We start from the raw sequence: 14,457 nt of genomic DNA, 5'->3' as shown, positions 1-14,457 counted from the left end.
CACGATGGCGCAGCACAACCTTGAGACGTGCATCACCTACCACCACCGCACCATGGAGGCCCCCGCCGTGGCGGGAGGGCGGGGGCCACGCGCCCCGCGGGGGCCCCCCCCCCCCCCCCCCCACTCCCCTACGCTCCTGCCGGGTCCGCGGTCAGCAGGCGCCCTCGTCCTGCCAGGCGCCCCAGTCGCCGGTGCTGCCCGGAGTCTCGTTCTGCGTCCACCACTTGGCCTTCCAGGTGTGGCCGTCGTACGAGACCTCGTTGCCCGCCGTGTAGGCGGTGGCGGCGTTCCACGCGCCCGCCGCGCAGCTGCCCGGGTCCGAGGGCGGCGTGGTGGGCGGATCGGTCGGGGTGCTGGGCGGGGTCGCCCCGGCGAACTTCACCGAGTACTTGGCGAAGTCCCAGGGCGACTGGGCGACGCTGCTGCACGTGCCGGAGGTGGTGCCGTTGTTGTCGGGCGGCGAGCACTGCCGGTCGCGGTTGAGCGACCAGAAGGTGAAGCGGTCCATGCCGTGGCTCGTGGCGTAGTCCAGCACGGTCTGGAAGTCGGCCTGGGTGAACATCTCCCCCGAGTCGCTGCGCCCGTTCATGCCGGAGAAGCCCTCGTGCGCGTACGCGGTGGCCTCGTTCCAGCCGAATGTGGTCTGCAGCAGCTTGTTGAACGCGGTGAGCGCCGCGGTCTGCGAGGAGGCGCCGTTGAAGCCGCCGTCGAAGGGCATGATGGAGAAGTTGTTCGGCGTGAACCCGATCGACTTGGCCTCGTTGAGCATCTGCTGCCCGAACCAGCCGGTGCCCGCCGCGGTGCCCGCGGTCGTCACGGAGACGTACAGGCCGGGGTTGTTCTGCTGGAGGATCTTGGCCGCGCCGATCTCGTTGGCGACGGCCGCGGTGTTCTCGTACTCCGGCTCTTCCAGGTCGAAGTCGATGGCGTGCAGCTGGTACTTGGTGATGACCTGCTGGTACGCGGCGGCCGTCGACGCGGCGTCGGAGCAGGCCTGGCCGAGCTTCGTGCCGCCGTAGCCGCCGATGGAGACGGACACGTCGCCGCCCTTGGCGCGGATGGCGGAGATGGTCGAGGCGACGGAGGTGTCGCTCGACACGGGGGCGGTGCCGCCCCAGGTCGGCGAACAGCCGCCGCCGTTCGGGGCGAGGATGAAGGCGAGCTGGAACGCCTTGAGTCCGCTGGCGTCCATGATGTCGGTCGCGCTGGGCGGGTCGTTGTCGAGCGGCATCAGGTAGGGCGCTGCCGCGTACCACCGGTTGTCGAGCGCGGCGGACGCCGCGGCGCTGTGGGCGGTGGCCGCGGGCGCGCCCGCGGCGGGGGGGGCGGCCGAGCCGAAGGCGGTCGGCGACGCCATGGCGAGGCCCGCTCCGCCGAGCGCGACCGCCGCCGCGCCGCCGAGGAGGGCACGTAGACGCTTCATGGGCGGATCTCCCGGTGAGGTGGAGGGGAGTCTTCGGGTGCAGCTCAGAATCGGACACGGTCACGAGCACGTCAATGAGTTGGACTAGACCAAATACATCGAACGCAGGGCGCACCGCGTATTGACCGATTCGTGCCACAGCTGGGTGACGATCAGGTCACCCATGATGTCAATTGGCAACTCCCGTTCTACGGTGGTCAGTCACGCACACTTCCTGTCGGGGGAACGAGGTGGGGCGACCGGTGGAACCAGGCATGGGACTTGGCCTGCGGGGCCGCAGCGGCATCCTGTCGCTCGTCGAGGAGTGCCTTGCGCTGGCACCGGGCGAGGAGCGGCCCCTCACCATGCTGCTCGGCCCGCGCGGCTCAGGCGCGAGCCAGGCGCACGGCGCGGTGCTCGACCGATTCGGCAGCGAACAGCCCTTCGCGTACGTGAACTTCGGCGGCGACCACTCGCTGCTTCCTCGCTACGCCCTGGCCCTGGTGGCCCGTCAGATGGCGCAGAAGGTGCGCCGCTACGGGCGTGCGCGGTTCCCGCTGCTGACCCTGGGGCTGCTCGCGTCCGACGAGGACCTCCGCATCCATGACCAGGTCGACGGCAGGCGGGCCGTACGGCGGCAGGTGGACCACTTCCAGGAGGCGAACGAGCAGCGCTACGACGGCGACTACCTGACCGCCTTCCTCGACGTGGGCGCCGGCGCGCTCGGTCTCCCCGACGGTGTGTCGTCCGTCGCGCTCAAGCTCGTCACCGACGCCGTGCGCCACGGAAGGAAGCGGCTGACCGGCAAACTCTCCAGCAGCGCCCACTGGTTCGGCGCCCATCCGATGACCTCGCGCACGGACGACTGGGACGCGCTCCTCGAAATCAACCAGTGGCGCCACGAGGGCGACGCGGCCGACCACGAACGGCTCGACCGCCTGCTGCTCTCCGCGTTCCTCGAAGACCTGCGGCGCAACTGCGCGCGCAGCTTCATGCCGCGCTCGTACCTGCTGCTGCTCGACAACGCGCACACCCCGTACGGCCGCCGCTTCCTCGATCTGCTGCTGCACGCGCGCCACGAGGACACGGTCATGAACAACCTGCCGTGCGATCCGCTCACGGCGGTCGCGAGTGCGAACCGGTGGCTGCCCCGCTGGGGGCCGGCGAGCGGCGACACCTGGCTGTGGCGCCCGCGCGGCCCGGACCGGGCGTCGCTCGCCGACTGGCGCGAGTACCGGCCGAGCCGGGACAGCGAGGACACCTGGTGGTACCCGCTGCGGCTGCGCGATCTGAGCCTCGACGAGGTGCGCATCCGGATCGACCTGCGGTTCGGCGGGGTGCCCGAACTCGCCCCGTACACCCGGCTCACGCCCTTCGTGCACCGGCTGACCGGCGGGCTGCCGCGTGCGGTGCAGCAAGTCCTCGACGTGCTGCGGCAGTCGGGGCCGCCCGCGCACAGCGGCGTGGAGCAGGACCTGTGGCTGCGCTCGCTCCCGGAGCGCCCGCTGCGCGTCGGCGACCGCACGGCGCGCCTCGTCGACGTCGCGCTGCGCCATCTGCTGCGCGGCCTGGCCGAGTCGGAGCAGGAGGGCCTCGCCGAGTGCGCCGCCGCCCGCGACCTGTCGACGGGCGCCCAGGTGCTCGGCCACGGCGACGCGCTGTTCGCCGAGGTGCGCGCCCGCTGGCTGCTCGACCCCGCCGGCCTCGATCCCGTTCTGCATCCCTGGCTGCGGCGGCTGCTGCTGTGGCAGCTGGCGGAGCGGCCCGCGGACTGGGACGGCGCGCACGAGCTGCTCGCCGACCACTACAGAACCCAGGGCAGGCCGGTCTTCGAGCTGTACCACCTGCTGGCGACAGGACGGGTCGACGAGGTGTCGGACGAACTCACCCAGCGGTTCAGGAGCCAGCCGGCCACCCGGTGGATCAGCGATCTGGAGGCGGTGACGGCCGCGCCCAACCGGCTGCCCGCCGGGGCGGGGCCGCTGGAGCTCATCGAGGCGCTCGGGTCGGAACGGGGCCCGGCCGCCGCGATGGACACCGCGACGGTCGTACGGGGGCTCGTCACCGCGCGCTGGCTGTGGAGCGATCCGCTGGCCGATCCGGGCATGCGGCTGAGCGGCCTGGTCGCCGACGGCTACGCGCACCTCGCGCATCTGCGCAGGGACGACATCGTGCCGCTCCTCAACGAGGCCGAGCGGTACCGGTACTGGCAGCACCCGCAGAACTGGGGCGGGACGGGCATGAGGGCGTAATGGCAGACATGGGGGCGTGATGGTGCGTATCGAGTGGCCGCTGCATGTCGTACGGCGGGTCGTGGCGGCCGTGGTGGCCGCGGCGGTGCTCGCGGTCGGCGGGTACGTCGCGGTCTCGTGGGCCCAGCGTGCGGGCGAGCGGTGCGCGGCCGGGGTGGTCAAGCAGGGCGACGCGGGCGAGTGCGTCGGCGTGACGGACGGCTCGTACGTCTTCTCCGCCGACCTCAAGGACGTGGAGGCCCGGATCAAGGCGGAGAACGACCGGGTCGCGAAGGAGGCGGGCGACAGCTATGTCTCCATCGCGTACATGACGACGCTGACGCTGACCTCGCGCGACAGCAACTCAGCCGAGTCGGTGCGCCACGAGCTGGAGGGCGCGTACCTCGCGCAGTACCGGCACAACAGGGGCGACATGCGGGCGGCTCCCCCGGTGCGGCTGCTGATCGCCAACACCGGTACCCGCTCGGCCCGCTGGCGCCACACCGTGGACGAACTCGTGGCGGACAAGGACGCCGACCACCTGGTCGCGGTCACCGGACTCGGCCCGAGCACCGGCGCGGACCTCGCGGCGATCCACGAGCTGTCCCGGCACCAGCTCGCGCTCGTCGCGTCCACCATGACGGCCGACGACATCAGGAACATCAAGAACTTCGTCCGGGTCACCCCCACCAACACCGACGAGGCACACGCCGCGGCCGCCTTCCTCAAAGCGGGCGACACCTTCCGTACGGCGGCGATCGTGCAGGACGCGGCCCGGGGCAACCTCTACGCGGCGTCGCTCGGCAAGGCGTTCAGCGCCGCCTACCCCGACAAGCGGCACAAGCTGATCCAGCCGAAGCCCACGCAGACCTTCGACTCGTCGGTGGACTCGTGGCAGACGGAACTCGATCTGATCACCTCCAACCTGTGTGTCGCGAAGCCGCAGTTGATCTACTTCGCGGGGCGCGGCATCCATCTCACCCGCTTCCTCGACGCCCTCGCCCACCGCACCTGCGACTGGACCGGCTTCACCGTGATGACGGGCGACGACACCACCAACCTGACGGCGGACAGCCTGCACGAGGCGGCCAAGACCGGCGTCCCGGTGCTCTACACGGGGCTCGCGCACCCCGACATGTACGAGAAGAGCGGGAAGAGCGGTCCGCGCGTGGTGGACCACACCTCCGCCGCGGCGTTCGGGCCCGAGGGCCTGCTGGCGCAGTGGTTCCCGAGCGACCCGCGCGACGACGGCCAGGCGATGATGGCGCACGACGCCGTGCTGACCGCGGCGAAGGGCGCCTCGCTGGCGGACCGGGGCCAGAAGCACATCACCGGCAACGAGGTGGCCCGGATGTTCGAGCAGATGCAGGGCAACAACAAGGTGCCGGGCGCCAGCGGCTTCCTGACGTTCGGCGCCGACGGCAGCCCGCTGCGCAAGGCGGTGCCGATCCTCAAGCTCGAACAGGACGGCACCTCCGCGTTCGTCACGGTCTCGGCCGCGGAGGGGGCGCCGCTGCCGGGCTCGTGACGCGATGCCGCCGCGCCGCCCGGAGGCACGCGCTTGATCCTGCCGCTACGGGCAACACGGAGGTCCACGACGGGTCAGCGGGAGGCACCGTGCCGATCACGCTCCGTAGGGGCTTCCGGGTGCTGCCGGGGGTACGGCTGAACACCGACCGCCCCCGCACGGTCCTTCACCACAAGCGGCAGCCGTGGGCACGCCACACGCGCGGCGGCGCGGGAGCCATTGACCGGGCCGTGCCGCGGGCCGGGGACGGTTCCGGACGAATTGGTTCCGGTTGCGGGTCCCGCGCCCGCGGGTCGATCATCGATTCGCGGGTGCGTTCCGGTATGCCTGTGCTGCGGGGCCGGACGCACGGCCGCGCGGCTCGGCGCACCCTGGATCAGGGCCGCCGGGTCTGTCGGGGCCGTCGGGGCCGTCGGGGCCGCGACACGCGGGTTCACCCGAACAGCCCACCCCGACTCGGAACTTATCTCATGGCTGATATAGCCTATGGGTTATGGCAGACGACTACCTCGAACGCATCGGTAAGCTCATCCGTGACGCCAGGCAGCATCGAGGCTGGACACAGACGCAGCTCGCCGAAGCTCTCGCGACCAGCCAGAGTGCCGTGAACCGCATCGAGCGGGGCAACCAGAACATCAGTCTTGAGATGATCGCCCGCATCGGTGAAGCCCTCGACAGTGAGATCGTCTCCCTCGGCTACGCCGGGCCCATGCACCTGCGGGTGGTCGGCGGGCGCAGGCTCTCCGGCTCCATCGACGTCAAGACGTCCAAGAACGCCTGCGTCGCGCTGCTCTGCGGCTCCCTCCTCAACAAGGGCCGTACGGTACTGCGCCGGGTCGCCCGCATCGAGGAGGTCTACCGCCTGCTGGAGGTCCTGAACTCCATCGGCGTGCGGACCCGCTGGATCAACGACGGTGTCGACCTGGAGATCGTGCCGCCCGCCGACCTCGACATGGAGGCCATCGACGCCGACGCGGCCCGCCGCACCCGCTCCATCATCATGTTCATGGGGCCGCTGCTGCACCGCATGGACTCCTTCCGGCTGCCCTACGCCGGCGGCTGCGACCTCGGCACGCGCACCATCGAGCCGCACATGATCGCGCTGCGCCGCTTCGGCCTGGACATCGCCGCGACCGAGGGGCTGTACCACGCGCAGGTGGACCGCGGCGTCGCGCCCAGCCGCCCGATCGTGCTGACCGAGCGCGGCGACACCGTGACGGAGAACGCGCTGCTCGCGGCGGCGCGCCACGACGGGGTCACCGTCATCCGCAACGCGTCCTCGAACTACATGGTGCAGGACCTGTGCTTCTTCCTCGAGGCGCTCGGCGTCCGGGTCGAGGGCATCGGCACGACGACGCTGACCGTGCACGGCGTACCGTCGATCGACGTGGACGTCGACTACTCGCCCTCCGAGGACCCGGTCGAGGCGATGAGCCTGATCGCCGCCGCGGTGGTCACGGAGTCGCAGCTGACGATCCGCCGGGTGCCGATCGAGTTCCTGGAGATCGAGCTCGCCGTACTGGAGGAGATGGGCCTCGACCACGACCTGACGGCCGAGTACCCGGCGGACAACGGCCGTACCCGGCTGGTGGACCTGACGGTGCGTCCCTCCAAGCTGGAGGCGCCGATCGACAAGATCCACCCGATGCCGTTCCCGGGCCTCAACATCGACAACGTCCCGTTCTTCGCGGCGATCGCGGCGATGGCGCAGGGCCAGACCCTGATCCACGACTGGGTCTACGACAACCGCGCCATCTACCTCACGGACCTCAACCGCCTCGGCGGGCGCCTCCAACTCCTCGACCCCCACCGCGTCCTGGTCGAGGGCCCGACCCGCTGGCGGGCCGCCGAGATGATGTGCCCGCCCGCGCTGCGCCCGGCCGTGGTGGTCCTGCTGGCCATGATGGCGGCCGAGGGCACGTCGGTCCTGCGGAACGTGTACGTGATCAACCGCGGCTACGAGGACCTGGCGGAACGCCTCAACTCGGTGGGCGCGCAGATCGAGATCTTCCGGGACATCTGATGTGAGGATGCCGCCGCACCCCATCTGACCTGCTATTTAGCGGGTCAGGGAGGGGTGCGGCGGCATGTCTGGGACTTCTCCGGGACTTCGGGCCCGCGAGGGGCTCCCAGCCGGGCGGTTTGTGCTGCCCTCCTCCAGCGGAGCGAGCACGCCGGCGAGCCGCTGCCCTCTCAGCGTCGCTGTCGCGTCGCGTGGCAGCGGTCGCCGATCGTGCGGAGGGCGTCGAGCAGTTCGGGAGGCCCGTCGACTTCGAAGTCGGCGTCGATGACCAGGATGTGCGCGGCGAGCATGTGCGGACTCTCCGCGCCGACGTGGACCAGACAGGTCTGGTCGTCGACGGCTTCGACGACTGTGGCCGGGGTCAGCCACTGCACCAGTTCGGTAGCCGATTTGTGCACCCGCACCCGCGCGCGGTAGCGGGTCAGCGCGGCGTCGACGCCTTTGGTGACATAGGCGGTCAGGTCCCGCTCCGGGGGCTCGCGGGGGGTGAAGCGCGGCCCGGTAGGGGTGCGGGGCCGCATGCGGTCGGCGCGGAAGGTGCGCCAGTCGGCGCGCTGGAGGTCCCAGCCGATGAGATACCACTTGCGGCCGAGGTGCACCAACCGGTGCGGATCGACCTCTCTGCGCTGGTCGGTGCCGTCGTGGCCGCGGTAGTCGAAGCGTAGGCGGTGCTGGTCCCGGCAGGCCGCGGCGATCGCGGTCAGGACCTCCGGGGCGACGACAGGTCCGCCGTCCTTGGGGAAGACGGTGGAGGTGCGCAGGAGGTTGATCCGGCGGCGCAGCGGGGAAGGCAGGACCTGTTCGAGCTTGGCCAGCGCCCGGGTGGCCGCTTCCTCGATCCCGGCGACCGCGCCGGCGGTCGCGCTGTTCAGGCCGATCGCGACGGCGGTGGCCTCGTCGTCGTCGAGCAGCAGGGGAGGCAGCTTCGCCCCGGGTGTGAGCTGGTAGCCCCCGCCGATGCCGGGCAGTGCGTGCACCGGATAGCCGAGCTCCCGCAGTTTGCCGATGTCGCTGCGAACGGTGCGCGCGCTCACCCCGAGCCGCTCGGCGAGCTCCGGCCCGGTCCATGAGGGGCGGGCCTGCAGGAGGGACAGAACCTGTAGCAATCGGGCGGAGACGGTCAGCACGATGAGAACGCTACTGCTCTTGCGGAAGGGATCTTGCCGCAATAGGAGGTGTCATGGAAAGCATGACGAACAACACCGCTGAAACCGAGATCCGTTCGTTCCGGATCGAGATCCCGCAGGCCGCCCTCGACGACCTGGACGAGCGCCTGGCCGGTACCCGCTTCCCGGACGAGCTGCCCGGCACCGGCTGGGACCTCGGCGTCCCGACCGGATACCTGGCCGAACTGGTCGGCTACTGGCGCGACGGCTACGACTGGCGGGCGCACGAGGCCCGGCTGAACGACTTCCCGCAGTTCGTGACGGAGATCGACGGCACCCAGGTGCACTTCCTGCATGTCCGCTCGCCCGAGCCGGACGCGGTGCCGCTGATCCTCACCCACGGCTGGCCGGGCTCGATCGTGGAGTTCCTCGGCCTGATCGGCCCACTGAGCGACCCGCGCGCCCACGGAGGCGACCCGGCCGACGCCTTCCACCTGGTCATCCCCTCCGTGCCAGGCTTCGGCCTCTCCGGGCCCACCCGGGAAACGGGCTGGAATCCGAACCGAGTGGCCCGGGCATGGGTGGAGCTGATGCACCGCCTCGGCTATGAGCGCTTCGCCGCTCAGGGCGGCGACCTGGGCGCGTTGATCACGCCGGAGCTCGGCCGGGTCGCGCCCGAGTCGGTCATCGGCCTCCATGTGAACGCCGCCTCCGTCGGCTTCCAGCCGATGGGCCCCGCGCCCGAGGACGTGGTGGCCGAGCTGACCCACGAGGAGCGGCGGCGCCTGGCGGCTCTCGGCAGGTTCGCCGCCGACGGCAGCGGGTACCGGGCGATCCAGTCGACGCGTCCGCAGACTCTCGCGTACGGCCTGACCGACTCCCCGGCCGGCCAGCTCGCCTGGATCATCGAGAAGTTCAAGGAGTGGTCCAACCCCTCGGCCGAACTGCCCGAGGACGCGGTCGACCGGGACACACTGCTCACCAACGTGATGCTGTACTGGCTTACCGCGACAGCGGGTTCGGCAGCGCGGGTGTACTACGAGGCGGCCAAGCACGCCCAGGCCGGCTGGTTTCCCCTCACACGTTCCGAGGTGCCCACCGCGGTGGCGAACTTCGCCGGCGACACCGCCATCCGCCGCTGGGCCGAAGAAGCGAACACCATCGTCCGCTGGAGCGAGTTCGACCGCGGCGGACACTTCGCGGCCCTGGAAGCCCCCGACCTCCTGGCCCGCGACATCAGGGAGTTCTTCCGCTCCCTCCGGTGAGTCGATGCCGGTGTCGAGGCCGGGCGGCGGTCGGCCACGGTGTCACTGGCCGGCGGGGCCCGTGGTGAAGAACTCGATCATCCGTTCCAGGCCGTCGGTGCCGAACATGGTGTCCAGGCTGGCGGCGGACTCCGCGGCGGAGGCCTCACTGCGCGGGAAGAGGGCCTCCTCGTACGTGGCCAGGGCGGTCTCGGTGTCGCCGGGGTGGGCGGCGAGGGCGAGGGCGAGTTCCGCGCCGTCGTACATGGCGAGGTTGGCGCCCTCGCCGGCGAACGGGGACATCACGTGGGCGGCGTCGCCGAGCAGGGTGACACCGGGGACGCGGGCCCAGCGGTGGCCGACGGGCAGGGCGTGGATGCGGCGCGGGGTGATGGTCTCCGCATCGGCGACCAGAGCGCGCAGGTCCTCGTCCCAGCCGTCGAAGTGGGCGAGTACGGCGGCCTTGGCGGTGGCGTGGTCACGGAAGTCGACCGTGTCGATCCAGCCCTCGTCGGCCTTGAGCGCGGTGTAGACGTGCAGGCTGCCGTCGGTCTCGCGGTGGGCGAGGAAGCCGCGCTCCTGTCCGAGGGCCATGAAGAAGCCGCCGCCGATGATCGCGGCGCTGCGCGGGTGGCGGGTCTCGGCCTCGTACAGGTCGGTCTCCACGAAGGAGATGCCGGTGTAGGCGGGCTTGGCGTCGGAGAGCAGCGTCCGGACGCGGGACCAGGCGCCGTCGGCGCCGATGAGGAGGTCGGTGGTAATGACCGAGCCGTCGGCGAACGTCACCTCGTGGCGGCCGTCGCCCAGCGGCCGGGCGGCGGTGGCCTTGCGGCCCCAGCGGACCGTGCCCTCGGGCAGAGAGCCCAGCAGGAGGTCGCGCAGGTCGCCGCGGTCGACCTCGGGGCGGTCGCCGTCGCCGTCGTCCTCGCTGGAGACGTGGACGGTGCCGTCGGGGCCGAGCAGGCGCATCGCCTGGCCGCCCTCGTGGACGAGCTTGAGGAAGTCGTCGTAGAGGCCGGCGGCGCGCAGGGCCTGCTGCCCGTTCTCCACGTGGATGTCGAGCATGCCGCCCTGGGTGCGGGCCTCCGGGCCGGCCTCCAGGTCGAAGATCGCCGACTCGATGCCGTGGACGTGCAGGACGCGGGCGGTGGTCAGACCACCGAGGCCACCGCCGATGATCGCGACGGGGAAGTGGGGGGTGCTCATGGTGGACCTCTCGCGGAAGGGGGCGCGTACGCGCCGGGCGGGCGGCTGCCGGCACGGCGGGCAACGTGCCGCGCACGGGTGTCGCGGCGGTCCCTCCGGCCACTTCCACAGTAACGAACATGTTCGTAGCGAACAAGTTTTTCCAGGCGCGTGCCTCCACGGCCCGGCGGGTCCGGCGCGCACCGGGCCCCGCACGGGGTCAGTCGACCCGGTGGGGCACCGCGGTGCCCGTGATCCCGTTGACGAGGACGTCGAAGGCCCACCGCATCCGGTCCCGGACCGCGCCGCCGACCAGGTCCGGCATGTGGGCGGCGATCGCCGGGTGCGTGGCCGCGTCGACGGCGTGCAGTGCGTGCACGGTGGCGTTCCAGTCGTCCTCGGCGGCGGGGTCGTGTTCGTGGGTCGACTGCTCCGCGGCGGTGGCCGTGGCGTCCTGGAGCAGTTTGTCCACCCCCCAGGCGACCTGGGCCCGGGGTGCGCCGCTGCGGGCGAGCAGGTCCAGGACGCGGTCCACCAGCCGCAGGTAGTTCTCGCCGCTCGGCCGGGCCACCAGCGCGGACCGGGCGAGCTGCGGGTGCTGGAACAGCACCAGGGTGTACGACGTCATGACCGCGCGGAGCTGCTCCCGCCAGTCGTCGCCGCCCTGGCCGCTCAGGTCCACCTCGCCGAGCAGCGCGTCCAGCACGGCCGCGTGCAGCTCGGCGGTGTTGGCGACGTAGACGTACAAGGAGGCCGGGCCGGTGTCCAGCTCCTGCGCCAGGCGGCGCATGGTGACCTTCTCCAGCCCCTCCGCCCGCATGATCCGTACGGCCGCTTCCACGATCCAGCGGCGGGACAGGGGCGGCTTCGCCGGACGATCCCGGCGACTGACCGGCTCTCTTCTTCCACTCATGACACCGATCGTAACGAACGCGTTCGCACTCTGTGAGCCGCAGCGAAGGACGGGGACGCCTGGCACCCCGGCCCTCAGGGGGCCTGGCATTCGAGGTCGCGGCAGGCACGGGAGAGCTGCTTCTGCCCGTACATCTGCCAGTCGACGGCCTCGCACACCATCACGACATCGCCATGGCCGGCCGCGGAGTTGATCCGCTCGGCCGGCAGCGGCCACCGATCCGGCCGCCGCCCTTGAGCCCGCCGCGCCCGAGATTTTGGACAGCGATCGTCAACTTCACCGGAATGCATGCCGATTCGGTGCTGGGCGCCCTGGCCCGGTGTGATCGGATACGCCTGTTGTGGCGCTCAGGTGAGGGTGGCGGACCAGCCTCGGCGTGAGAACGTGGTTGCTCCGCAGGAGTGGACGGCTTCGGCATGCTCGTTCCTGTTTCGGCTCTCTCGCCTTCGTTGCCGTGGTGGTCCTGGTTGTCGCCGTCCACGACCCGTTCCCGTGACCAGCCGTCAGGAAAAAGTGCACGCACGACAAGCCGCGAGCCGGATGGCCACGGTCCTCCCCGCATGGGACGGCCAGGCCACCGCGGTGGCAGCCGTGTGCTGTAAGAGCCTTCGCCCCTCAACTACACGTGCACCCGAAAGAAGATCTTGTCCCGAGGGGTGGCGCCGAGAGCCTCGTAGAAGGCGGTGGCCGCGGGATTGCTGGTGTCGGCGGTCCACTCGATGCGGGAGTACCCGTGCTTTCCCGCGATCGCGCGGAGCTCGGCGAACAGCGCGCTCCCGACACCGCGGCGCCGGTACTCCGCCCGAACGTACAACTCCTTGAGGTAGAGGGAGGTGTCGGCACCGACAGCCGGCCACACCAGGGAGTAGGACGCGAGCCCGATCACCGTGTCGTGCTCGCGCGCCAGGAGGACGGTCGGCACGGGGCCGCCGGCGAAGAGCGCGGTGCGGATGCGTTGCGGGTCGCCGGGAGCCGGGTCTCCTCCGTAGTACTCCTCGATCTCGCCGACGAGGGCGGAGAGCGTCTCTGTGTCGGCGTCGGTCGCCACGCTGATCTGGACGGCCATTCCTCACTCTCGGGGCAGCGCGAGCAGGTCGCGCGGTTCCATCTTTCGTTTCGGAACTCTATAGGCGACCGCGTACGCCCGGGCGCGAAGCAGCGTCGTCCGGTGCTGTTCCGGAAGGTCCACGAGCGCCAAGTGGAGCTGCTCAGCGGCTGCTTCGGGCTTGCCGAGGAGGACCGTGCAGGCGGCTTGGTCCAGACGCACCTCTCCCCCCAGGCCGACTCCCCCACCGCTGGCATGAGGGGAAGTTCGAGGAGAACACCCGGCTGCCGGCCAACCCCCTCGCTTCACGCGGCGACATCGATGATCTGGGCGGCGGGGCGCTTCAGTACCCTGACTGGGCAACACAAGGCCGGTTTCCCGGAATTGCTGATTGAATGCTGAACTTTTCCGGGGATGGCGGCCGTGCAGGTGATGGGGAGTTGTCTCAGGTCTTGGCTTGGATCTCCCTGTTCGACGGAGAAGGGAAAACCAGGCATGACCAAGATTCTCGTGGCAGCCTCACCAGTCTATGGGCACTTTGCGCCCTTGAAGGTGGTTGCTGAATATGTGAGCGGGCGTGGCCATGATGTGACTCTGCTGAGCCACAAGGACTTCGGCGGTTCGGTCGGTTCGGGTGTGCGCTTCCGGGCTTTCACGGGCGAAGCCGACGTCGATGTGGAGGCGTTGGTGAAGTCGCCGGAGCGGTTGGCGATACCGGAGGGCCCCGCACAGTTCGCATGGGACATGCGCAACCTCTTCGTGAAGGCGGTCGCCGGTCAGCACCGTGACATCCAGCGCTGCATCGAGGAAGCCGGGGATGAACCGGTTGTCCTGATTCATGAGACAGGACTCTTCGGCGCTGTGCCCGTTCTGATGGGTGCTCCGGGGCCGCGTCCTGTGGCTGCTGTGGGGCTGGGGCCGGTGTCCTTCACGCTCGCGAGTGCGGACACGGCTCCGTTCGGGATGGGGCTGCCGCCGGACAGCAGCGAGGAGGGCCGGGCCCGCAACCAGGCGGCCTACGAAGCGATGGGCCAGGTCCTGGGCCCGGCTCAGGAACTGTTCGAGCAGATCCTCGCAGAGCTCGGGGTGCCGGAGGGGCCTGTGCCCTTCTTCCTCGACTCCACTGTCCTGAAGACGGACCGCTTCCTGCAGTTGTCGGTCGAGGAGCTCAGCTACAAACGCAGTGACACTCCGGCGCACGTCAAGTTCGTCGGTACGCTGCCGCCGGCCGCAGCCGGCAGCGATCTTCCCGCCTGGTGGCCGGAGGTCACCGGTGCCGAAAAGGTCGTCGTGGTGACGCAGGGAACGATCGCCAACCAGGACCTCGCCGATCTGATCGAGCCGACGCTGAAGGCACTGGCCGATTTCCCGGGGCTTGTCGTCGCCGCTACGGGCCGTGCCGGTGAGGTGCGAGACGCACCGGCGAACGCGCGGGTCGCGGAGTTCATCCCGTTCGACGACCTCCTTCCGCACACGGACGTGCTCGTGACCAACGGGGGGTTCGGGGCCGTCCAGCAGGCTCTGCGGCACGGCGTTCCCATGGTGGCCGCCGGTCTGTCGGAGGAGAAGCAGGAGAACAACGTCCGCCTCGCTGCCACCGGTGCGGCCGTCGACCTGGCCACCAACCGTCCCGCGGCCGACGACGTCCGCCAAGCGGTCGACACCGTGCTGAACACCGACTCCTACCGGTTCCATGCCCAGCGCCTGGCAGCGGAGTACGCAAAGCTCAACGCCCTGGAGGAGATCGAGAAGGCCATCAGCGAGGTTGCGGGCTGACACC

At 70.6% G+C, this 14,457-nt stretch carries 11 protein-coding genes; 5 read left to right on the top strand and 6 right to left on the bottom strand.

Going from position 1 to position 14,457, the window contains the following annotated elements; genetic code table 11:
- Positions 1–151: 151 nt before the first annotated feature.
- Complete coding sequence (locus LCE31_RS01115) at positions 152–1,423, bottom strand: carbohydrate-binding protein (protein ID WP_225012003.1); 1,272 nt, start codon at positions 1,421–1,423, stop codon at positions 152–154.
- Positions 1,424–1,677: 254 nt separating this feature from the next.
- Between LCE31_RS01115 and LCE31_RS01110 the strand changes: the two genes are divergently transcribed.
- From LCE31_RS01110 to LCE31_RS01100, 3 genes are all read left to right on the top strand, one after another.
- Positions 1,678–3,654 carry a hypothetical protein gene (locus tag LCE31_RS01110; RefSeq protein ID WP_225012002.1) on the top strand — a complete coding sequence of 659 codons (1,977 nt, stop codon included), beginning with the start codon at positions 1,678–1,680 and terminating at the stop codon, positions 3,652–3,654.
- A gap of 19 nt (positions 3,655–3,673) precedes the next feature.
- The gene (locus LCE31_RS01105) at positions 3,674–5,161 is read left to right on the top strand and encodes an ABC transporter substrate-binding protein (RefSeq protein WP_225012001.1); all 1,488 of its coding nucleotides are present in this window, start codon (positions 3,674–3,676) and stop codon (positions 5,159–5,161) included.
- A 493-nt stretch (positions 5,162–5,654) separates the two neighbouring features.
- Positions 5,655–7,184, top strand: a complete 1,530-nt coding sequence (locus tag LCE31_RS01100; RefSeq protein ID WP_225012000.1) for a UDP-N-acetylglucosamine 1-carboxyvinyltransferase — start codon at positions 5,655–5,657, stop codon at positions 7,182–7,184.
- Positions 7,185–7,354: 170 nt separating this feature from the next.
- On the opposite strand, the gene LCE31_RS01095 is transcribed toward LCE31_RS01100, so the two are convergent.
- Positions 7,355–8,311 (bottom strand): helix-turn-helix transcriptional regulator, encoded by a 957-nt coding sequence (locus LCE31_RS01095; protein WP_225011999.1) that lies wholly within the window; start codon positions 8,309–8,311, stop codon positions 7,355–7,357.
- A 62-nt stretch (positions 8,312–8,373) separates the two neighbouring features.
- On the opposite strand from LCE31_RS01095, the gene LCE31_RS01090 reads away from it, so the two are divergent.
- Positions 8,374–9,555 carry an epoxide hydrolase family protein gene (locus LCE31_RS01090; protein WP_225012013.1) on the top strand — a complete coding sequence of 394 codons (1,182 nt, stop codon included), beginning with the start codon at positions 8,374–8,376 and terminating at the stop codon, positions 9,553–9,555.
- Between the two features lie 42 nt (positions 9,556–9,597).
- Here LCE31_RS01090 and LCE31_RS01085 read toward each other — a convergent pair whose 3' ends face one another.
- The 4 genes from LCE31_RS01085 to LCE31_RS01070 form a co-directional block, all read right to left on the bottom strand.
- Positions 9,598–10,740, bottom strand: a complete 1,143-nt coding sequence (locus LCE31_RS01085; protein ID WP_225011998.1) for an FAD-dependent oxidoreductase — start codon at positions 10,738–10,740, stop codon at positions 9,598–9,600.
- 199 nt (positions 10,741–10,939) lie between these two features.
- Positions 10,940–11,632, bottom strand: a complete 693-nt coding sequence (locus LCE31_RS01080; RefSeq protein ID WP_225011997.1) for a TetR/AcrR family transcriptional regulator — start codon at positions 11,630–11,632, stop codon at positions 10,940–10,942.
- A gap of 619 nt (positions 11,633–12,251) precedes the next feature.
- On the bottom strand, positions 12,252–12,698 hold the full coding sequence (locus tag LCE31_RS01075; RefSeq protein ID WP_225011996.1) for a GNAT family N-acetyltransferase: 447 nt from the start codon (positions 12,696–12,698) through the stop codon (positions 12,252–12,254).
- Positions 12,699–12,701: 3 nt separating this feature from the next.
- Positions 12,702–12,899, bottom strand: coding sequence for a hypothetical protein (locus LCE31_RS01070; protein ID WP_225011995.1), 198 nt, complete (start codon positions 12,897–12,899; stop codon positions 12,702–12,704).
- 273 nt (positions 12,900–13,172) lie between these two features.
- Between LCE31_RS01070 and LCE31_RS01065 the strand changes: the two genes are divergently transcribed.
- On the top strand, positions 13,173–14,453 hold the full coding sequence (locus LCE31_RS01065) for a nucleotide disphospho-sugar-binding domain-containing protein (RefSeq protein WP_225011993.1): 1,281 nt from the start codon (positions 13,173–13,175) through the stop codon (positions 14,451–14,453).
- The last annotated feature ends 4 nt before the right edge of the window (positions 14,454–14,457 follow it).

This window comes from Streptomyces sp. 8L, from assembly GCF_020176795.1.
In the GTDB taxonomy this organism is placed as follows: Bacteria; Actinomycetota; Actinomycetes; order Streptomycetales; family Streptomycetaceae; genus Streptomyces.
Note: the sequence above shows the minus strand (reverse complement) of the source record. Positions and strands in the feature narration are given on the sequence as shown.